This is a genomic window from Nitrosospira multiformis (genome assembly GCF_900103165.1).
In the GTDB taxonomy this organism is placed as follows: domain Bacteria; phylum Pseudomonadota; class Gammaproteobacteria; order Burkholderiales; family Nitrosomonadaceae; genus Nitrosospira; species Nitrosospira multiformis_D.
The window spans coordinates 3166294-3188664 of record NZ_FNKY01000001.1; the positions used below are offsets into that span (position 1 = coordinate 3166294).

The following is a 22371-nucleotide window of genomic DNA, read 5'->3' on the forward strand; positions in this document are numbered from 1 at the left end:
GGAGAATTTGCCCCATAGAGATACCGGACTCTATTCTTCACCGCCCCACTCCCGCCATCCCCTTAACAACGGAAAATACAATCCTCGTTTCACCGGCTCATCGTCAATCATACGCATAAGTGCGGCATAGCGGTCAAGTTGGAACCGGTAGCGATCCTGCTCACGATCAAGAAACCCTTCCATATCCGCACCTTCATGACTGCTGATCTTGTAATCCACCACCCAGCGCTGACCTTCCGCATCCCGGAAGGTGCGATCGATGACGAGATCTCTCTGCTCGCCCTCCATAATCGCCGTCATGCGCAGCTCGTTGTAGACATCCCGCTGCGGTCCAAGCAACCATTGCCCGCGCTTATCGCCCACGGTTTGGGCAAGCGCCGTTATTACGCGTCCCGCTGCCGTATCGATATCGCCGCCATCGCGATCCACGCCACACGCAACCAGCTGGCGCTTGAAAGTATCGCGCAAAACCTGAATCCGCGCCATGCTCCAATTTTCCATGCCGTCCTCCGCGATGCGCCGCAACCAGCGGTGCACGATGGTTCCAATATGGCGAGCCGTCTCACCGGCCCATGAATACTCGATATCACCCATCGCGGGCATCATCTGCGGCTGCGCGTTCCACCGCACCGGCGGCGGCGCGGGTGGCAATGTCCAATCAGAGACAAGGCGGCGCAAGGATTGATCGATCGAGGGCTTCTCCTCTTTTTCACTCTCTTTCGCGTCTGTGATCGAACACGTATCCGAAGCCGCTATTCTCGCCGCAACATCCGCATAAGCAGGCTTGACCACGGACCAAATCTTGCTCAACAATGTTTTTCCAGCAGGGGGCTTCAGTTCGAAACCTCCATCACTATCGTAAGCGATACCCGTACTGCCAAGCAGATGCAGCCGCTGCCTGGCGCGCGTTGCGGCAACATAGAGCAGCCGCTCATCTTCGAAGCGTTCTTTCTCACCATCCAGTTTCTCCAGCCAGGAATAGATGCGATCAGCATCTGTACCCGTTTCCTGAATGGGTGCAAGCAATAAATCGCTTCCTGCATTCCATTCTCCCGTCGACGGTTTGGCGCGTGGCTGTTCCATCCACATGAACAACTTCTTGTCGCTGGTACGTGACGGGCGGCCAAGGCCGGGCACGATCACGCAATCGAACTCCAGTCCCTTGGCCTTATGAATGGTCATGACCTGTAGCGTATCGTCAGCTTCCAGGTCAGGTAACGCGTAGAGTTTTGCGAGCCCTTCTTCCAATGCCGAAAGTGCGGGAATACTGCCAGCCTCTTCGTGCGCTTCAAGATAATCAAGATAGACTGCAGCGTCTTCAAGGTCTGTCGCGTCGTCAATGCAGCCGGGGCCTCCCAGCGCAAGCCATGCCGCCTCAACAGTCACACGGAGGGATTGACGGCAGCGATTATCCATACAGCTCTTCAGCACCTCGCGTACACGCAGCAGCCGGACGCGGCCATCGCGGGAAACCGCCGCCATTGGCGCATCATCAACGAGCAACTCCCATACTGTTCGATTATTCGCTCTGACGTTTCGTCCCACTCCTTCAATCCCGGCTGGATCGTCCGTCCCGCCGCAAACAGCGACTGCATGGGTCGAAACGAGCACGTGCATATCCTGGAGCGTAAGACCGCACCATGGTGCGCGCAACAACGCAAACCATGCCAGACGATCCGCCGGATGTGCCAGTGCGCGTGTCAGCGCCAGCAAATCCTGCACTACCGGCCGGCGGCCCAGCCCTTCAATTTCGATCGCACGAAACCTTATTCCGGCCTCTTTGAGCCGGGGCACGATTTGCTGAAGATGATTACGGCTGCGCACCAGAATTGCCGTGGTGGCGGACGGATCATTACGCCGTACCTGCATGACAATTTCCACCACTCTCGCCGCCTCGGCTATGTGGTCATTATTGAAAAACGGATGCACGCTGACTGCCTCGCCGGCGAGTAAACCGTGCGTCGCAACCGACGGCGTATAGGAAACCGCACCCAGTGTGATGTCCTCTTGCCGCGGCATCACCTGCTCGAAGGTGTTGTTAACCCAGTCCACAATACCGCGCTGCGACCGGAAATTGCTGGAAAGAGAAACCGGATGCAGGACAACATTGCCAATGCCCGCCACACGGGTGCGTAAGAATAATCCAACCTCCGCCTCGCGAAAACGATAGATGGACTGCATCGGGTCGCCAACCAGCAGCACACTGCGGCCATCTCCCGATTCCCATCCGGCGGTAAGTTTCGTGACGAGTTCGTATTGACTGATCGATGTATCCTGGAACTCGTCTATCAATAGATGTCGAACGCGGTAGTCGAGCGCGAGAGCAAGATCAGTAGGCATCTCGGGCTCGCCAAGCGCACGCAGGGCACCTTGCGCGACCTCTGTAAAATCGACCTGGTTATGCGACTGAAATACGAGCTTGAGCTGCCCGGCGGCACGCGGCAACAGCCGCGTGATCGAACCGAGCACTGCCCATTGCTTTTCGGTATAAACGGGCAGGGGCAGGAAACGAATATCATGTAACGCATGGCACAGTGTTTCGCCATCATCCGCCGCCAGGACGTCTGTCAGCGCTAGCGCTCTTTCCTTCCATGACTTTGCGATTGCTTTTTCATTCTTGGTTCCGCCGGGCGGGAAGCCATCCCTGATCGTATGCTGCTTGCGCCAGGCACCCTCTTTTGTAAGTAACAGATCGGCAATGGCAACCCAGCGGGCAACATCCTGTTCCTCATCGCCCGGCAACCCACCGCCTGCATCGAGCCCCTGATACGCAACAATGGGCGCTCCCCCGCTGCCAGCGGTTAAATGACCGGCAGCATAGCGGGCAAGCTCCACCAGCTCGCTTTGTATCGAGACAGGATAGCGTCCGTATAAGCTGCATAGGTGCTTCAGTGCCCCGTGTCGCGTATTTTTCAACGCCGCTTCCAGCTCATCGCGCGCTCTGCCATGAATATGGCGTAACCAGTGGTCGCGCCGGGCCAGCATCCCGGCAAGCAGATTTTCGATGCGAGCCACATCATTGTCGAGGTGTTCCAGCAAATGCTGGACATCCTGCGCCACCGCATCGTGACCTTCGACCAGACCGATGGTTGTGCGCGCCGCTTCGAGATATAACTCGGATGCGTCCTCGACAGTTTCAGGTTGCGCGCCAAATTTTGATAGCATCGGCATCTGGCGCGTTAGCGATGCACACAATGAATCGAGAGTTTGAATGCGTAATCGTGTGGGATTTTCGATGATATGCCAGCCAGTCTGCCTATCTCGCTGCAAGACAGCCTCAGCTAGCTCGCGGGTCAGTTTCTGGTGCCCGGTTTCAGGGGTTTCAGGGGTTTCAGGGGTTTCAGGGGTTTCAGGGGTTTCAGGAGTTTCAGGGGTATTAGCGGAATCAGACGCATTGCCGCTCTTCACAAGCGCCGCCACTACACGTTCGCGCATCTCCGCCGCGGCTTTGCGGGTAAACGTAATCGCAACGATCTCTTCCGGCTCATTAGCGCACGCAAGCAGCGTGAGATAGCGTTGAATCAGAAGCCCGGTCTTACCCGATCCGGCAGGCGCCTGAACAATAAAAGAATATTCGGGGTTAAGCGCACGGCAACGCTCGGTAAAATCGGGTGTATCGGGCACCGTTGAAGCGGTACTCACTCTTCGTCTCCCTGCTCGGTATACGTGCGCCGCATTCGCTCATCAATACGGCAGAAGGAGCGCAAATCACAGTTGCGGCACGTATGTGGAAATTTCCTGGGGTCAACCTGGGCATCACCGCTGGAGAAACTGACCGCGATGCGGGTCAGATCAGTCCGCCAGGTGGCAACCAGCTCCTCCCATGAGCCGTATCGGTCACCCGGGCGCGATTCGGACAACATCTTCCCTCCAGGCAGCAGATCACTATCGCGTGCAAGGGCGGCGAACCGCATGTCACCCGTCTTGACCTGCGCGAATGCTACCGCTACGGCAGCCGGCTCGGCGGCGACGAGATACAACGGCAACTGCGGCTCCTCTGGACGATCGCCAAGCATGGTGTTCTCGGACGGTGCCCGAGTCTTGTAGTCGATGATGATGCGGCGTCCATCGCCGAACTCATCGACGCGGTCGAGACACGTCGACAACCGGAGTCCGCCGATCTCGATGCTGCGCTTGTCTTCAATCGCTATGACTGTGTAACCGCCACGCGCTTTCTCTTTGTCAAGCCATGCACGTGCCAGCCGCACCAGGCGCCGGCGCTCAATCTCCGCGAAACGACCCGAGAGCGTGGTTGGACGATCGCGATGAATACGCACGATTGCTTCATCCGTGGCATGCATGATCATTGATTCAAGATTATCATCGCTGATAGCATCCAGCCTACTTTTGGTCTTGAGCTCACTCCATACTTGTGCGAGCACATGGTGCACCAAGGTACCGCGCTCCATCGCATCAAGCCCCGTGTGAGGGGTTCTCAGACTTTCCGCGCCAAATCGATGCACCGCCAGCGAGCGAAACGGGCAAGCGGCATGATCTTTTATTACCGCCGTGCCGCCAGCGACATCGCCGTTTCCGGTAAGCGCCTGGTCGAGTGCCGGTGCCTTGTCATCATCGATGGACTCAAGCCGGCTCGCGCTTTGAATCAGATCGCGGTGGCTTGCATAAACGGGCAACACAAGTTCGCGCACAGCAATGTTTGCGATCAGCGGACTGGGTGCAAGTTCGCGGGCATCGCGAACATCGCCATGCCGCGGATGACTGAGAATGATCTCATCCGCGCTCGACAGCCACGCAGCAGTAAGCCGCTGCGCGAGTTCCAGTGACGCAACCGCCGAGCCCAGCGGCAACTTTTGCGCTCGCTGTAATTCAATCGGCAGAAACGGATTCGGACTTGGCTGCAATGGCCATACATCGTCGGACAACCCCATTACCCAAAGGTAATCGAATTCCATGCCCGCGGCCTCGAGCACGCCAAGTATCTGAATCGGAACGTCTGGCGTCCTGGGCTGAAACTGCGTCTCCACTACCATGCGGTAGAGACGCGATACCGCGTTGCTGTACCGCATGCGCGACACAACACAGCCGAGCGTAGCAAAGCCGGCTAAAACTTCATGCCATTTTTCCAGTGCCTGATACTCGGATGAATCCAGGACACGCTCGCCAGGAAACCCGGCGATCCGCAGGGCTTCAGAAATTACTCTCGTCAATGCTGAGGGCGTTTGCAGACCGGATAGCTTTGCCTTGCGAAATTCGGCAAGAGCCGATAGCCTTTGCACCAAAATAGGGCAACTTGCTCCACCGTCGTCACGCTCAATCAGGACAAGCAGCCGTTCGAGCGTAATCATGGGCTCGGCGCGCTTGCGCAACTGTGCATCGAGTCGCGCGCGATTGACCATTTCAGTCTCTGCCCCGTCGAGAAAAGGCGAACGGAGTAAGAGGCTTACACGCTCGAACTCAATTTCCTGCCCACCGAGTTCGAGTATCAGGAAAGCTGCGCTTACCAGTGGATAAGCACTCAGAGCCATGCCAAGCGATGCGTTAAAGGGCAGCACGCGTCTGGTGGTACCCGGCAGCGATTGCTGAACATCCGGCTCCATCACGGAACCGAATATACGCATGATTGCGCTGCGATATTTTGAAAACTCCAGAACGGCCACACCAATACGTGCCGTACCATCAGCCTCGATTCGCGCCCGCGCCCATGACGCCGCGCGACGAATCTCATCATCGCTGTCATCACATGCCACGCGCCGCGCATTGCCGCTGCGCGGCTGCGGCCTCACCCACATCACCTCACAGCCAGCCTCCTTGAGCTTAATCAGTAACGCCGTCTGCTGTGGTGTGACGATATCGAAACCGTAGCAAGCCAGGCGCTTCGGTTTGCTGACCACCGCGTATTTGCATAATTCGCTTACCAGATCGCAAAGGCGCGCGTGATCGATCTGCCGCGCACGACGGGTTGTTTTCTCATAGCGTTGGGACCAATCCCGAAACGCCTTGCAATCTTCATTGAGCGATAAATTCTTGAGCGGCGGAACGAGGCGCCATGCATGGGTAAGCTGCCAGGCTTCGCGCGCAAGCCGCGCGGTGGCCCCGATAACAAGTAAGGGTGCGCCCGTATCTGAATGGCCAATGGCATCCTCCCACAAGATCTGTTCCTGAGCGGAGGTGAGGAGTATCGGTAATTCAGACGTTTGCCCGGAATGGAGCGCATCTTCGTAGAGACGCTCAACGAATGCAGGAAACGGCAGGATATCCGCCGAATGCCAGGCAGTAATTTCCCGGCTGGCCTGCCGCCCGTCGAACTCGCGTTTAAGCGCGATAGCAAGGCGTCGATTAGGGGTAATTACCGTGACGCCGGCTTTCAAGCCGGCGGCGAGGTCCGCGAAAATGTCGCTGAGGGGAGCTTGTGGAAAATTCGGAATTGAAAACATGCGGTGACAAGCGACCGCTGCTGGATCAGCGCTCCAGTTTATCCAGCTTGCCCGTTACCTTCGCCCAATCATCGGCATCGGCCAGAGCATCTTTCTTCTCAATGATAGGTTTCCAGTCTTTTGATAATTCGGAGTTAAGTGTTATGAAATGCTGTTGATCCGTCGGTACATCATCCTCGGCAAAAATTGCTTCTACTGGACACTCTGCTACACAAAGTGTGCAATCTATGCACTCGTCCGGATCGATCACCAGAAAATTGGGCCCCTCGCGAAAGCAGTCCACCGGGCACACATCTACGCAATCAGTGTATTTGCATTTGATACAGCTTTCAGTTACCACATAAGTCATGACGGTCCTTGCTTGGCTCTTTGAGAATCCGCAATTTTACCAGAAATTTTATCGGCACCACTAAACTCTGTTATCCGGTTCTACGACTGATGGCCATGCCATTATTAAGGTTTAAGCCTTGGGATAAGGTTCCTTCGAGCATCATCGCCCCCTTTTAAGCTCATGGTACCGGACTCCGTTCCATTCCACCCATTATCTATGAGCATGATGCTTTTTTGTGTTGAACTCCAAAGTAATCATCAATTCGCCCACACTTAGCGGCCATTCCAATTTCAGTGTCACGGCCTGCATGATTTTTTCGAATCCGCCTTCTGACTGTGATACGGAATAATGGGGTTGTGCGCGCAATGCAGCTGGAGATGAGACATTCAATACAATACTTCCAGCCAGCTCATCGTCATCCAGTGTCAGACCGGTCATCGTGGACAATTCAAGCAGCTGACCGAATCCCCCGGGAATCTGGCCCTGATGAATGTAGCGGCCGCTCCAGCCGTCGCAACTTGGCATGGCAAGATTGATCTCGGTGCTGAACATGCCTTCCACTTCACCCGCAAAATGGTATGACACAAGCAGCCGATTATTGGCAAGATCAAAACTTTTTTTTATGTGCAGCGGAAACACATCCGCCCGAAAGCATGCTCTATCGACGGCGGATGTCTCATGCCGATAACTCACAAATGCGCCATTCAAACGATCCACGAACAGCCCTCGCGCATGCTCGTCAGCTTCCATGTCTACCGCATCTATCTTATGCTTGAAACTGACCCGGTCATGCGCCGAAGCGATGCCCGCACCGCTATGTTCGTTCGCGTTATTCCCGCTCCGATGAATTCTATGATGATAATGTTCAGCCTGGCGCCGCAATGTATCGCCAAAATTATGCCGCAAGGCATAGGAATCAAGCTCGCAAATGGTGCCGCCGCCATCCAGCTTCAGCACTGCCTGGATCACACCGTTCTGTAAATATATTTCCTCCGTCCCGTCAAGATCGGTATCTTCCACGAACCGCGCGGGGCGTGGCATACACGTATCGAGCATCGCTTCCAGTTCCACCATCGCTTTGTATACCGCACGCCGCAGATGGGGTAGATACAAGCCCCCGAACAAACCATGCCAATAGGCATCATTGGCCTGGGACTCATAGAGCTTGTCCTTCATTAGGGCGGTGTTTTGCCCCTCCGGCAGGGCAGCCAGCCGCGCGGAAAGGCCTAGCATGCGTTTATGCATCCAGTTGGACTCAGGATAGCGCGAAAAGAAATTTCTCCAGATACCCCCTCGCAAAAATGCCTTGTGACGTTCATACCAACCCGCTGTTTTAGCCTGTTGCACCAGATCGGCATAGATACTGGCGGGTTGGGCAGGCAATGTCCACTCATTCATTTCGATATATGAAGTGGTGGGCAAATACACGATACCGCGGGTTCTTCCCCCGCTATGATAGTCGCGATAATGCTGGGTACGAATCCTGGAGGATGCCAGCACACCCTGAATGAATTGATCGAGCCAACCCTTTTCATATACCCATTGATACGTTTCCGGCCATATACCGAACTTTTCAATGTCATCAAAATAAATCGCCGCATTGCCGCCGCCAGCTAGGCTGTACTCAGCGAGCGACTCGATATAGGCCACGACTTCATTCGCCGGAGAAAACGGCAGCTTGTAACGCAATGCTTCCGAGATAGGGAAGAGATTGAGCTTACGCCCGTCCTCTTCGGTGGTGAAATAGCCATCCAGTTCCGTTGCGGCTTTACCTGCGCAGAGAAAATGATAATCATCCACGATCACATAGCGGATGCCGCAATCGGCCAGCGCGGGAACCACGGTCGACTCCCAGACACGCTCTGTCAGCCACGCCCCTTGAGGGCGCTGCCCCAGTTTCGTTTCCAGCTTATCCGAGAATGTCTGGATTTGTCCGATACGATCGCGGGTGGGAATCGCCGCCAATACGGGTTCGGTGTCGCCCGCACCGAATAGCTCAACCTGTCCACGTGCCACCATTTCCCGCAACAACGCCATATCCTCTGGATAACGGTCGATCAGATAGTCCAATAGCCAGCCGGAAATGTGCATCGCGAAACAGAAATCCGGATAGCGATAAAGTACTTTCAGAAAAGGCTGATAACAGCGCAGATGTGCGTCAGCGAGCACTTCTGGAAAATTACCGACAGGCTGGTGAGCATGAACGCCGAAAAGCAGGGAGATGGGTTGGGACATCGAGTTATCCTCGGGGGAAAATTTTTTCACCACGGACTTATACGGATGCTCGGGAGCGCAATGTCACCACGGCTTGGCGCTATGCTTTTATGCGTATATCCATGGTGCAGGAACGTCCATTCTTGCCAAATATGACTGAAATTCCACTTCTGAGATTCTTAAGCAAAAAAACTGCCCTATTTATAAAAGGGGAATCAGGATGGCCCATCTCAAGAAGCACGCCGCATCGTGCCGCCAGACTCGGGAGTCCCACCGCCATGGCTGATGGGTTCGAGTACTGTTTTCGGCGTTGGCAGTTTTAGCAGACCGTAAAGATTGGCCAGGTTATCGCGAAATAACTGGTCGAAGCTTGATACCACGTAAGGCGGATTATAGTCACCTAACCACCAGAACCAGTCGGAGCTCTCGCAGGAAGCCAGTTGCCGCTCGGCTTTGAGCATTTCTTCGCTGCTCAATCGACCGCTTTGCATTACCAGATCGTAACTATGCTTGGCAGCACACAGGAGATCCCAGGCGTGATTCTTGTCGCGATCGCCGATCCATGTGGAAAACGTTCCGTATACCCAGCTACCCGCTGCCAATACCGGCAGAGCAGCAGCATCAATATGTTTCAGTGATGTGATATAGTCACGATAGGTAGTGACGTGAATCGAAGCATGATTCTCAAGAATCTCATACAGATCATTAAGAAAATAGTAACCATTGTACGGATAGTACTCCCACGCATTTTCGCCATCCAGAATCACACTCACCACCGGGTTCTCTCCGGGCAGCGCATTCCGGCCGATATCTTCAAGGGAGTGTACCAAATGCTCAGCGGCGTCGCGCCCAAACCATTTTGCATACTCGAAGCCGATCATATCGGATAGTTTCTCATCACGGAAAAAACAGGTAACGCTATCGGCTTTACCTTGTACCCGGTAGGGACGATAGAGATAACGGCCCCGGTCCTGCAGGTGCTGGTTTGGGTACGAATGGCGTAGACTATTCGCCAGCACGGCTTCGCCGCTGGCGCTCCATTGGCAACCATGTTCCGCCAAGATTTCCAGGAATGGCGCGGATACGGCGCCTTCCGCAGGCCATACGCCACTGGGGCGTATGCCGAAGCGTCGCGTATGACTCTCGATGGCCGATGCCAGATGAACAGCGACACGCCCCCTCCCCCCAGGGTAGGCGGGTTCCACGGGCAAATTCTCGTTGGGCATGCTGTCACGAGCGGAGGAGAAATCAATCAGCAGCGGGGCAAGCGGATGGTAATGCGGCGTGGTGGACAATTCGATCTGACCCGACTCGGCCAGCTTGCGGTAACGCGGAATCAATCCCTGTATCAGGTCCCCAATAAGGCCGAGTAATTGCACCCGGTCCGCATGGCTGAAACCCCCGCCTTGCGTCATCAATCGCACCACAGTCTCATTGGATCTGCGCACGCTCTCACCCGTCCACGCCAGGTGATACCATACCAGCAGGTCCGCCAGATACTGGGCGGAAAGGTAGGCCAGTTCAGCCTCACCATGTCCCCGCAACGTCTCGTGCATATCATACAAACGCTTATATGCCGGATATGGCTGCATCATCGTTACATGATTGCTGCGAAAACAACTATCGAATACACGCAGACGATCACTGGCGGAGACCTGTTCCAGGTCAGGCGTCGCCAGCAAACGCAACAGCGGATCCCGTATTTTCCCAGTGGCGAACTGCGCGGCATAGTCCTCCAGTTGATCCAGCAGCACCGGCACAAAATTTACAACTGCCTTCATTGAAGGGTGCGCCTCGAGATGAGATACCATATCGGTATAATCCTTGATGGCATGCAGATACACCCATGGCAGCATGAATTCACCCGTCTCGTAATTACGATAATCCGGTTGATGCATGTGCCACAATAAGACAAAATTTATTGGTTGCATTTCGATATAGACCTGATTCGACCGCTTACGTGCCATAAATTATTCATGATTACCGTCCCTGATTTCTTTAGGAATTTCTTTATAGGCCCCTGCCTGGAGCGTGTTGCCGCCAAACTCGGGACTTATTCAGGATTCCTCTGGCGTGACTCCCCGGTTACCTGACATGATGTATTCTTTGGTTGAGCATTTCCGGGGTAATCAACGTAACGCCATTTTCGGTGACATGAAATCGTTTGCGGTCCTCCACCGGATCAAATCCTGCCATCAAACCCGGGGGAATCATACAATTTTTATCCACTATTACCCGTCTCAGGCTCACATTACGGCCGATATCCACATTGGGTAAAATTACCGAATCCTCGATGCTGCTGTAGCTGCGTACCTGAACATTGGAAAACAATAGCGAGCGGCGCACCGTCGAACCACTGATAATACATCCGCCCGAAACCATTGAGTCGAGCGCCTGACCTCTCCGGTCATCGTCATCAAATACAAACTTGGCGGGCGGCAGCTGTTCCTGATGGGTCCAGATCGGCCAGTCCTCATCATACAGATTGAGGTCTGGCGTCACATGAGTCAGATCAAGATTGGCCTCCCAGTAAGCATCGATGGTACCGACGTCTCGCCAGTAGGGCACACCGGACGCCATGTTGACGCAACTGTCAAAAAAACGGTGAGCGAATACGCGGTGACGAGGCACAAGGTACGGAATCAGATCTTTGCCAAAATCATGGGACGAGCGCCGTTCATCATGGTCATGAATCAATTGCTCAAAAAGAAACGATGCATTGAATACATAAATGCCCATACTCGCAAGCACCTGTCCAGGCTGTCCCGGAATGTGCGCGGGGTCCGCAGATTTTTCCGCAAAGCTGGTGACGCGCCAATCGTCGTTAACACTCATGACGCCAAAGGAACCCGCTTCAGCCGCCGGAATGGCGATACACGACACCGTCATGTCCGCGGCCTTTTCCACGTGATCGGCCAACAATTTGCTATAGTCCATCTTGTAAACATGATCCCCACCCAGGATCAGCACATACTGAGGATCGTGACGGCGGAGGATATCGATATTCTGGTACACCGCGTCGGCGGTCCCCTGGTACCAGGTTTCCTCGATTCGCTGCTGAGCCGGCAGCAGCTCGACGAATTCCTTGAAGCGTCCGTCGAGAAAACCCCATCCATGCTGAATATGACTGATAAGGCTCTGCGCCTTATATTGAGTAGCAACGCCAATCCGGCGAATACCGGAATTCACACAGTTTGAGAGGGGAAAATCAATGATGCGGAATTTTCCGCCAAAGGGCACCGCGGGCTTGGCACGCCAATCGGTCAGCTGCCGCAAGCGGCTGCCACGCCCGCCCGCCAGTATCAACGCAATCGAATTACGCGTAACCTGGCTATGAAAACGTAAATCGGCTTCCTGTGTCATCGGATAGTCCTCCGCATGTTTTTATCCCGGATGTTTTATAAATTCGCGTGATGAATGCGTGGGATATTGTTTCATAGGGAAATTTTGTGGGAGTGGCGTAGCTATTCATACGCCCGACTCAACAAAATTTTCATGCGAAACAAAAGACCAGCGAGGACATGCGTCAATTTATGAAACATCCGAATTATGTTTATACCACTTCTTTTCTGCCTGTGCACCTATTCGCGATTGCGATGTTTACCATGATGTTAAGCCGATCTAAATCCATAGCCGCGTGCAAGCAAGCTATAATTCTAAGTCCGGCAGTTGAGCGCTCACTCGTCAGTTTAGAATTATGATTCGTAGAGAATTTCTGTGCCATTTAATTCTCACCTTCTGGGTGAGTCCGCTACGGAGCGGATTTAGGATAACCCCCGCATGAGTCCCAATCCCATGAAATCCGGCATTTCCTCCAGGAACAATCCCATGCTGGAAGCCCTATTGGCCGCACGGCTGCACGATCCTTTCGCTTATCTCGGCGCTCGCATGGAGCAGGATTACAGCCTGGCGCGCGCATTTTATCCCCATGCCGCTCATGTGTGGATCAATATAGCAGGCGAATTCGAGCCAATGGAACGGGTCCATCCCGGCGGCATTTTCGAATGGTACGGCACAACCTTGCCGCCCATGCCCTATCTCTTGCGTATCGAGGATGGCAACGCGGCGCCCGAAGAAGCAATCGTATATGAAACCTATGACGCCTATGCTTTCCCGCCGCAAATTTCCGATCATGACTTGTATCTGTTCAACGAAGGCCGGCTACGGCAAGCTTATCGCACGCTGGGCTCTCATGCCACGGAAATCAACGATATTGCAGGCGTACTTTTCTCTGTATGGGCACCCAACGCGGAACGCGTCAGCGTGGTGGGGAACTTCAACCGATGGGACGGGCGAGTACATCCGATGGCGGTTCATGGCTCGAGCGGAGTATGGGAGCTATTTATTCCGGGTCTGCCGCCGGGATCGCTCTATAAATATGAGATACGCAACCGCCACAGCGGTGAGATTCTTCTCAAGACAGACCCTTATGCCAGGTTTTACGAGTTACGGCCCAATAATGCCGCCCGCACGCCTGAGGGAGGTGAAATAGCCTGGCTGGATTCTGGCTGGATGGCAAACCGTGCGGCCTGGAATTGGCTGCAGGCTCCGTTGAATATTTATGAAATTCATGCCGGATCCTGGAAGCGGCATCCGGACGGACGCTTTTATTCTTACCGGGAACTCGCCCGGTATCTGATTTCCTATGTACGCGAAATGGGTTATACCCATGTCGAATTACTACCCGTTTCGGAGCATCCGCTCGATGAATCCTGGGGGTATCAGACAACGGGCTATTTCGCTGCTACCAGCCGCTATGGCTCACCCGATGATTTAAAATTTTTTGTCGATGCCTGTCATCAGGCAGGCATCGGTGTTTTGCTCGACTGGGTGCCAGCGCACTTTCCGCAAGACGCATTCGCTCTATCGCGATTTGATGGTACTGCCTTGTATGAACATGAAGATCCCCGTGTGGGTCTGCATCAGGATTGGGGCACCTATATTTTTAATTTCGGACGTAACGAAGTGAAATCGTTTCTACTGTCCAGCGCCCATTACTGGTTATCGGAATTTCATTTTGACGGATTGCGCGTGGATGCTGTTGCATCCATGCTCTACCTGGACTATTCCCGTCATCCGGGCGAATGGTTGCCCAATCGATATGGCGGCAGGGAGAACCTGGAGGCTATAGATTTCCTGCGCGAGCTGAACGTCATGGTGCACGAAGAGTTTCCGGGTGCCTTGACACTGGCTGAGGAATCCACCGCGTGGCCAGCCGTATCCCGCCCCACCTATGTTGGCGGTCTGGGATTCTCAATGAAGTGGAACATGGGCTGGATGAACGATACACTTTCTTATATTCTGGAAAATCCGGTGCATCGGCGCTTTCACCATGACAAGCTTACCTTCGGTCAGCTGTATGCGTACACTGAAAATTTCGTATTGCCGTTTTCGCATGATGAAGTCGTGCATGGCAAGGGCTCGCTGCTGGGTAAAATGCCGGGGGACGCGTGGCAGAAATTCGCAAATCTGCGCCTGCTGTTTACTTATCAAATGACCTATCCCGGTAAGAAACTCAATTTCATGGGTAACGAATTTGCACAAGGGCGCGAATGGAATTCCAGCCGGGAGCTGGACTGGTATCAGCTAAGTTATGAACAGCACAGCGGCGTACAGGCGGCATTGCGCGACCTCAATCATCTGTACAGCAATATACCCGCGTTGCATCAGCTCGACTTTTTACCGGATGGGTTTGCCTGGATAGACTGCCACGACGCCGATAACTCTGTCATCAGTTACATCCGGCGCGCATCCGATGGTTCATTTGCGCTGGTTATCCTTAATTTTACGCCGGTCCCGCGAACGGGCTATCGTATTGGTGTTCCTTCCCAAGGAACTTATCACGAGATATTCAACAGCGATTCTTCACACTATGGTGGAGGCAATATGGGCAATATGGGGGAAATCGATACTTCGGACCAGCCATGGATGGGGTTGCCGGATTCCGTCGTTATCACACTACCGCCGCTGGCGGGGATTATCCTTTCGCTTGAAACCTCGCGTGGCATTATGGTATCAACGGATGAGGTATGAGGTTATATTTACCTGGCAAAATAATACTGGCGCGCCCGAGCTCCGCTGAGCCGGTAAACAATTCAGGTAAGGCAAGCCGCGGCTGATAACGGAATCCCCAAGCCACAGGCCAGATTGAAACACTCCTGATCTGGAATCGGTTGATACGCCGGACACGCCGCTATGAGGCGCTCCCAGCTATCCCGCAAGCGGCGAAATCGCATCATCAGGAAAATACGTTTTGCGTAGCAGATCATCACCAGACGCGAAAAGGGGTAAGGTTTGCCAGTGATATTTGGCGTCTGGAAATCATTAAATAATTAACATAAGAAAATCAACGGCTCACTCATGGCGCGTGCTCCATCAGCTACCCTTCCTGGCGTTCTGTTCATAACACCAGAGGTTTATCCCCTGCTCAAAACCGGCGGTCTCGGTGATGTGAGCGCGGCGCTGCCGGCGGCATTACGGGAAATCAAGGTAGACGCTCGCCTACTTATCCCAGGCTATCCTCAAGTATTGAAAGGACTCAAACACAAACGCAAAATCGCGGAGTTCGCAGCTCAACCTCCATTCCCGCCATCGATACTGCTATCCGCAAAACTGCCGCTAGGGGCGTCCGCGAGCGTTCCTATATTTATCATCGATTGTCCCATTCTCTACCAGCGAGAAGGCAGTCCTTATGTGAATGCGGCCGGTCACAATTGGCCGGATAACGCGCTGCGTTTCGGCCTGCTCTCAAAAATCGGCGCAATTCTGGCGAGCGATGCCAGTCCACTCGCCTGGCGCCCACGTATCGCTCACTGCAACGATTGGCAAAGCGGTCTGGTGCCGGCATATCTGCATTTTCATCAAGGCAAAAAAGCGGCTTCCCTGATGACGATACATAATCTCGCTTTCCAGGGCATATTTCCCGCTGATACTATTGCTCAACTGGGACTGCCCGCCACCAGCTTTCACATAAACGGTGCCGAATACTATGGCGGCATGTCGTTTCTCAAGGCCGGGCTCTATTATTCCGATCACATCGCCACCGTGAGTCCCACCTATGCCAGGGAAATTCAGATGGAAACCCTGGGCTTTGGCATGCAGGGTTTACTGTCGGCACGCCGCAATCATATCAGCGGCATCGTCAACGGCATCGATACTAACGATTGGGACCCCGCCACCGATCCCGATATTCCACGGAATTACAGCGCTAATAAACTCGCAGCTAAAGCCGCCAATAAACGAGCACTGCAACAGTTGCTGGGATTGACTATCGATCCCGGCATTCCGCTGTTCGGAGCTGTAAGCCGCCTCACTTACCAGAAAGGTTATGATCTGTTACTTGAAGTAGCGGCGCAATTGACCGGACTGCCGGCGCAACTGGCTATTCTGGGTAGTGGCGAAGCCATGCTGGAACAGGAATTGACTACGTTGGCGAAAAATAATCCTGGAAAAATCGCCGTACATATTGGATTTGACGAAAAACTCTCCCACTTGATCGAAGCCGGAGCGGATAGCTTTCTGATGCCTTCCCGTTTCGAGCCCTGCGGCCTGAATCAGATGTATAGTCAACGCTATGGAACGCCCCCGCTAGTGCATGCGACAGGGGGCCTAGTAGATACGGTGGTCGATTGCACTCCCGCAACCCTGGCTGACGGAAGCGCCAGCGGCTTTTTGTTTTTCGATATGACCGCTGATAGCTTTCTTGACGCTATCCGGCGTGTCACCGTTGCCTACAATAATAAATCGGTCTGGTACCGCCTAATGAAAAATGGCATGGCCAAAGATTTCGGTTGGCGCTCCAGCGCTGCTGCTTACCGGAAAATCTACTTGTCGCTAAGATCTTGATTCAGTCTTGATCCTGGCAGCTTGTCGGACTTGAAGAATCAAAGCAGAAAAATGACGGCTCCCTAGGAAAAAAATAAGGGGTGTGGTGATCGGCGCGAGCGAGATCTCTTGTTTTGTAGATGCGCTTGCGGACGTGTTCTTCTTTCAGACTGCTGAAGAATGATTCGGCTACCGCGTTATCCCAACAATTTCCGCGCCGGCTCATGCTGGGCAATAAGCGGTGAGAACGGCAGAAGCGGATCTAGTCGTCACTGCCATATTGACTGCCTTGATCGGAGTGCACGACAACCGGTTGCGTGGGTTTACGTCGCCATACCGCCATCAACAGGGCATTAAGGACCAACTCTCAAGCCAGCGCCGGCTTCATGGACCACCCGACCACCTTGCGGGGGCTCTGTTGCAAAAAATAAGAAACAGCTATATTTTAATATTTAACTAAATATTTTTTAATAACTTTTAAATTCACATTTAATCAAAAATCATTTTTTGCAACAGAGCCGAAAATATGGCCCAGTTCATCAACACTAAAGAAAGCATCGTCACCGAAGCCATCGATGGTCTGGTCGCGGCGTCTGGCGGTAAGCTGGCGCGGCTCGACGGCTATCCGCATATACGAGTGGTCGTACGTAATGACTGGGACAAGTCCAAGGTTGCATTGATCTCGGGAGGCGGATCGGGCCACGAACCGGCACATGCGGGTTTCGTCGGGGAAGGGATGCTGACGGCTGCGGTATGCGGCGACATCTTTGCCTCGCCGACAGTCGACGCGGTACTGGCAGGCATCCTTGCCGTGACGGGATCGTCCGGCTGCCTGCTCATCGTCAAGAATTATACCGGGGACCGATTAAATTTCGGGCTGGCGGCCGAACGCGCTCGCCAGTTTGGCTTGAATGTCGAGATAGTCATCGTCGACGATGATGTGGCGTTGCCTGACTCGCCTCAAGCCCGCGGCGTCGCCGGCACGCTTTTCGTGCACAAGATAGCCAGCGCGTTGGCCGAGAATGGTGCCGACTTGGCGCACGTCGCCACGGCCGCGCGCAAGGTCGTGTCAAAGACAAAAAGCATCGGCATGTCGCTAAACACCTGCACCATCCCGGGTTCGCCAAAGGAGGATCGCATCCCGCCCGGGATGGCTGAGCTTGGGCTTGGCATCCACGGTGAAGTCGGTGTTGAGCAGGTCAAGTTCAAGGACGCGAGCGAAGCTGTCGCTGCCATGGTCGAGCGCCTGTCAGCTGCAATGGAAGAAAAGCCGCATGTCGTTATGGTCAACAATCTCGGCGGCACGTCGGTCATCGAGATGTCGATCATTCTCAACGAAATCCGGCGGTCAGCGATTGGCGAGCGGATAACCCACGTCATCGGGCCGGCGGCCATGATGACATCGCTCGACATGCATGGCTTCTCGATTTCGGCCTATCCTGCCGACGATGCCGAGATCGCCCTGCTCAAGCAGCACACGCCGCTGGCAGCATGGCCACGGGTCTCCCGGCTAGGCCAGGTCGCGATTCAGGCGCTTCCGGACGGCCTGACGGCTGTCGTTCCGATGCCCTCAATGCACAAACCGACCAGGGAGTTCCTGATCAGTTGCTGCGAGGTTCTGATCGCCGCCGAGAACGACCTCAACGCGCTCGATGCGAAGTCAGGCGATGGGGACACCGGCAGCACGCTAGCCGGCGTGGCACGCGCCCTGATCAGCGCCGTGGACCGATTGCCGCTTGCCGACCATACCCAGCTCTATCGAGCCATTGGCTTGGAGCTTTCCCAAACCATGGGAGGCTCGTGCGGTGTGCTCCTCGCGATCTTCTTCGCCGCAGCGGGCGATGCCGCCTCAAGCGGCTTGCCAATGCGCGAAGCGTTGCAGGCCGGGTTGCAGAGAATGCAGGAGATCGGTGGTGCACGCCCGGGTGACCGCACCATGGTCGATGCCCTTGCGCCGGCCCTTGATGCCCTGGAAGAGAGCCTGCCCGAGGCGGCGAAAGCCGCACGTGCGGGTGCCGATCGCACTGCCCACATGAGCAAGGCGAATGCGGGCCGCGCTTCCTATGTCAATGCCAAGCATTTGGTGGGTCACGCTGATCCAGGTGCTGAGGCGGTCGCGCGACTGTTTGAACACTTGGCCTAATTTTAGATTGTAAGCATCTATTTATAACAAATAAATTTGTCGACAGCCATAGATGCTGTGCATCGATTATTGCCGGTGTTTCTAACGGTATCTGATTTGGCTCAATTCAAATGTGAACCGGCAGGCTCTGTCAGTTGCAGTTATTCTGAGGCGAAAACGGTGTTGAAGCCCTAGGATAAACGACTATTGACATAATTTAGGTCTGTTACGAGTCATCTTGGGGATTCCATTTCCGCAAAAGCTTCACTATCACCCCTTGTGGATGTAAGGATTCAGGGCTTTTGCGGAAACCAAAATGCATAAATTCGGTCGCTTGGTAAGCGACCCGCTCTACTCATTTCTGTCGCAAGAGTAAAATTCCTTCAGTTTGTTCAACCGTTGCCGTTATTAAAACGAATACCATCAATCCTTCTCAGAATCCGGATTAACTTTACCTACTGCTGAGAAAAAAATGAAGAATTCGGAACAATTACTTAAAGAACTGCACGAGCGATCTATTAAAGAGGATCACGAGAAAAGAATTTCGACAATCATCACAATGATGGCCTCGCTTTATGATAAATCGGCGGCATACACGAATATTATTATGGCGGTCGGCTATGCGGGATTTTTTACTGTGTGGTCGAATATGAAGGTTTACATGTCAGCCTTCGATATGCGCATCTCATCGCTTTGCATGCTTACCTCAGTAGTGGTATTTGTTATGTGGGAGGTAACGAAAATGATTTATTCCGCTAGGGAGCTCCATCTACTCCAGGACGTCCTGAACGCCCCTGCAGAAAATTTCAGCTCCCTGTTAATAGCTAAGCAACACCAAATTAATGTTAGTCATGTATGCCTTATGAAGGCATGGCCGATCATGCTTTTTTTCACAATATTTCCGGCACTAACCGCAACAAGTATACTGATCTTTAGCTTCGTTATGAACTTATAGGTAGAGACAAACCCCGGTCGGCCAGCCTTCCGGGGCTTTCTTTGTCCTACTGGGTACCTTAGTTGCCTCGAAAATCAAAATGCATCAAAATGGTCATTTGGTTGGCTCCACCTTCTCCCCTACCCTCGCACGAACGTAATGCTCAGTCATAGTGATTGAGCGGTGGCCAAGCTGCTTTTGCGCCTGCACCAGATCGCCGGTGTCGGCCTTGTCGGTACCTGCCTTCGCGCGCAGATCACGGAACTGATATGCAGTGATCGCATCGGCGATGCTGGGATTGTCAGCGGTCGCTTTCAATCGCGCAACATCGAATCTATAGCGCAGTGCATCCCGTCCTAACTTCCCTCCCCTTTCATTGCAGATCAGCGCCAAGCTTCTCACCGAGAATTGTCGTTTGCGTTCAATTATGCGTTGCAAGAGCTCGTCCAGTTGGCCGGTCACGTTCATGCGCAGTTTCTGGCCACCTTTGTTCTGGCTGATCAGTAATGCGCCATCCCTGATGTCGGTCTCCATCATCTTCAGCACATCGCCGGCCGCTGCCCCGTCAGGTAAGCGAGATCTAGCGCATCGCGCAGCGGGATATCGGCAGCTTTCCAGACCGCTCCTCCGTGCCGCGAATCCCCTTGGTGTACGACAATCTAGGTGACATTGCCCAACGACCGGCAGTGATCCACGACTATCTGTATTCAAAAGTCGAACTGTCGCGCGACTGTCGGATCAGGCAATGGAGTTGACCGAAATTCCCTGGCTCAAAAGGCGGCTTATTTATCTCGGAGTGAGAGTGGGAGGCGGAAGTCACTACATGAACGAGAAGAACGAGACAAGTTAGGCTGGCGACGGCATAACGCCAATGCTTTCCTTATTCCCCGCTCAAAGCCAATCGCGCAATTATAAAGACTAGCAACAGGATAGTTCTTCTCATTCTGCGAATATTGATGGATTCTGTAGAATTAAGACAGAATGAATGATTCCACCTTAGACTTCCTCGCCGTAAACCTATCCAAGATAGAAACTATCGCAGGAGGGTTGCCGCGCATTAGCCAGCGATCAGGGCTGAAAATGAAGGCGGAAGAGATACTCCTCCTTATTGATAAAGCTAGGAGGGCTGCTTTTGATATGAAAGCAGAGTTGATCAGGTCTGAAGTACGACTATCCCGCACAGAGATTCGAAAGAGAAAAGGGAGTGAAACGGGGGGAAGGAATGATCACGCAATCTTCTTAGCTGTATCGGATTAAATATTTTTCAAATATCCGTAACCCAGAAAACGGAGATGGATTCTCCCTGGTCAAAGTTGAGTTATAGTTGAATCTAGGTAAGTTTTGAGTACATGTATGCCGCAATAAGCGATGCACCAATGCCAATAACTAATGAGTTGAATGTCAAGGAAATCTTATCCCAAAAACTCGGATTTTCCACTTTCATCTGAATCGAAGCGTTAGGTATAAAATGGGCGTGCACCCAAAACATCAAGGTAAGCAGAAAAAAACTACAGAGACGAAAAGAGCACGGTCCTTCCAGTTCGCTATTTCCGGCATAAAAACAAGCATTGCTAAAAATGTAATATGGTTCAGACCTAGACCAAATTTTTTGTATGAAGTTATCAAGACACGCTCGCTCGGCTTAAGAAGAGCTGCGGTTGCTTCCGTTTTTCCGATGACCCAAGATTCCTGAATACTTTGCCCCCGCACCTCATTGATACCTTGGGCATTTAGTTCAACTACTATCAGTCGATTAATCCCGTATCCACCGGGCTCCGGCTCCTGTGTTGTGATTTTTAGGTAATTAAGTGGACCGAGTGAATGTGCTTCATTTAAAAAATCCTCCGCAAATTTTGTAACCTGACTCCCACGAACATTGTAGGTGACGACAGGTTGAGAGGAATTGAAATCCTCTTGGATATAGCTGATTAACTGCTTTACGTCACTGAAAAACAATCGAACAGAACCTAGGAAAATATTTTTTGTGTACAGCTGTCTAGCGATTGGCGGATGTGCCTGTCCTACATTTTCAGGATATGCACCATGATGTGGATAGGCTGTAAACGCCCCTCCTGTGCCTATCGAAGTCACCCAAGTGCCCCGAATATTTCCCTCGGGTGTTAATATCGCTTCGGCCGTTAAGGTTCCCAATTCGATGTCCGGAGGACCTTTCACCGGATCTCCGCTTAACTTTAGCTTTTCATCAAATGTTCCTTTTATCGAATACTCCGCCACGCCATGCTCCGCATCCATTATCCGCAACGTTCCAGATATATCGGGGCCCGTATTTTCCAGTTCCAAGAAAAGATTGCCGGTATTTGTACCGTACATCTTTCCAGCCCAAAATTTTGCAATGTTCACGGCTTTCCAGTTTTGCGAAGGGTTGAAAGGTAATGTTGCGGTTACAAACCAGTTACATCTTATGAAAGAAGAAAAGGAGTTACAGAATTAATTTCTGTAACTCCTTGCTTTATTGGTGGGTCTGACTGGACTCGAACCAGTGACCAAGGGATTATGAGTCCCCTGCTCTAACCAACTGAGCTACAGACCC

13 protein-coding genes, 1 tRNA gene and 1 pseudogene are annotated in these 22371 nt (G+C 53.1%); 5 read left to right on the plus strand and 10 right to left on the minus strand.

Annotated elements, in window-relative coordinates:
- Nucleotides 1-30: 30 nt before the first annotated feature.
- The 6 genes from BLR00_RS14325 to glgC all read right to left on the minus strand — a co-directional run bounded on the left by BLR00_RS14325 (nucleotide 31) and on the right by glgC (nucleotide 12303).
- Nucleotides 31-3642 (minus strand): UvrD-helicase domain-containing protein, encoded by a 3612-nt coding sequence (locus BLR00_RS14325; RefSeq protein WP_081346784.1) that lies wholly within the window; start codon nucleotides 3640-3642, stop codon nucleotides 31-33.
- Nucleotides 3639-6395, minus strand: a complete 2757-nt coding sequence (locus tag BLR00_RS14330) for a PD-(D/E)XK nuclease family protein (RefSeq protein WP_074633823.1) — start codon at nucleotides 6393-6395, stop codon at nucleotides 3639-3641. The genes BLR00_RS14325 and BLR00_RS14330 overlap by 4 nt, the downstream gene beginning before the upstream one ends.
- A 25-nt stretch (nucleotides 6396-6420) precedes the next feature.
- Nucleotides 6421-6744 carry a ferredoxin FdxA gene (gene fdxA / locus BLR00_RS14335; RefSeq protein ID WP_074633824.1) on the minus strand — a complete coding sequence of 108 codons (324 nt, stop codon included), beginning with the start codon at nucleotides 6742-6744 and terminating at the stop codon, nucleotides 6421-6423.
- Between the two features lie 192 nt (nucleotides 6745-6936).
- Nucleotides 6937-8961, minus strand: a complete 2025-nt coding sequence (locus tag BLR00_RS14340) for an alpha-amylase/4-alpha-glucanotransferase domain-containing protein (protein ID WP_074633825.1) — start codon at nucleotides 8959-8961, stop codon at nucleotides 6937-6939.
- Nucleotides 8962-9170: 209 nt separating this feature from the next.
- Entirely contained in the window at nucleotides 9171-10871 is a 1701-nt protein-coding gene (locus tag BLR00_RS14345; protein ID WP_074634334.1) for a glycoside hydrolase family 57 protein, read from the minus strand.
- Nucleotides 10872-11025: 154 nt separating this feature from the next.
- Nucleotides 11026-12303 (minus strand): glucose-1-phosphate adenylyltransferase, encoded by a 1278-nt coding sequence (glgC, locus tag BLR00_RS14350; RefSeq protein ID WP_074633826.1) that lies wholly within the window; start codon nucleotides 12301-12303, stop codon nucleotides 11026-11028.
- A 417-nt stretch (nucleotides 12304-12720) separates the two neighbouring features.
- Here glgC and glgB point away from each other — a divergent pair, with 417 nt between their 5' ends.
- Nucleotides 12721-14973 (plus strand): 1,4-alpha-glucan branching protein GlgB, encoded by a 2253-nt coding sequence (glgB, locus tag BLR00_RS14355; protein ID WP_256324162.1) that lies wholly within the window; start codon nucleotides 12721-12723, stop codon nucleotides 14971-14973.
- 327 nt (nucleotides 14974-15300) lie between these two features.
- The gene (glgA, locus tag BLR00_RS14360) at nucleotides 15301-16785 is read left to right on the plus strand and encodes a glycogen synthase GlgA (RefSeq protein ID WP_074633827.1); all 1485 of its coding nucleotides are present in this window, start codon (nucleotides 15301-15303) and stop codon (nucleotides 16783-16785) included.
- 88 nt (nucleotides 16786-16873) lie between these two features.
- On the opposite strand, the pseudogene BLR00_RS14365 reads toward glgA, so the two are convergent.
- Nucleotides 16874-17173: pseudogene (locus BLR00_RS14365) on the minus strand (DDE-type integrase/transposase/recombinase); the annotation flags it as partial.
- 117 nt (nucleotides 17174-17290) lie between these two features.
- Between BLR00_RS14365 and BLR00_RS14370 the strand changes: the two are divergent.
- Both BLR00_RS14370 and BLR00_RS14375 read left to right on the plus strand, forming a co-directional pair.
- On the plus strand, nucleotides 17291-18907 hold the full coding sequence (locus BLR00_RS14370) for a dihydroxyacetone kinase subunit DhaK (protein WP_074633828.1): 1617 nt from the start codon (nucleotides 17291-17293) through the stop codon (nucleotides 18905-18907).
- A 451-nt stretch (nucleotides 18908-19358) separates the two neighbouring features.
- Entirely contained in the window at nucleotides 19359-19841 is a 483-nt protein-coding gene (locus BLR00_RS14375; protein ID WP_074633829.1) for a hypothetical protein, read from the plus strand.
- A 93-nt stretch (nucleotides 19842-19934) separates the two neighbouring features.
- Here BLR00_RS14375 and BLR00_RS14380 read toward each other — a convergent pair whose 3' ends face one another.
- A complete protein-coding gene (locus BLR00_RS14380; RefSeq protein ID WP_074633830.1) occupies nucleotides 19935-20357 on the minus strand; it encodes a tyrosine-type recombinase/integrase in 423 nt (140 codons plus the stop codon).
- Between the two features lie 65 nt (nucleotides 20358-20422).
- On the opposite strand from BLR00_RS14380, the gene BLR00_RS17245 reads away from it, so the two are divergent.
- Nucleotides 20423-20575 (plus strand): DUF1353 domain-containing protein, encoded by a 153-nt coding sequence (locus BLR00_RS17245; RefSeq protein ID WP_371130409.1) that lies wholly within the window; start codon nucleotides 20423-20425, stop codon nucleotides 20573-20575.
- Nucleotides 20576-21308: 733 nt separating this feature from the next.
- Here BLR00_RS17245 and BLR00_RS14390 read toward each other — a convergent pair.
- Together BLR00_RS14390 and BLR00_RS14395 are read right to left on the minus strand one after the other, a co-directional pair.
- Nucleotides 21309-22181 carry a hypothetical protein gene (locus tag BLR00_RS14390; protein WP_074633832.1) on the minus strand — a complete coding sequence of 291 codons (873 nt, stop codon included), beginning with the start codon at nucleotides 22179-22181 and terminating at the stop codon, nucleotides 21309-21311.
- A gap of 113 nt (nucleotides 22182-22294) precedes the next feature.
- Nucleotides 22295-22371 (minus strand) — tRNA-Ile (locus BLR00_RS14395).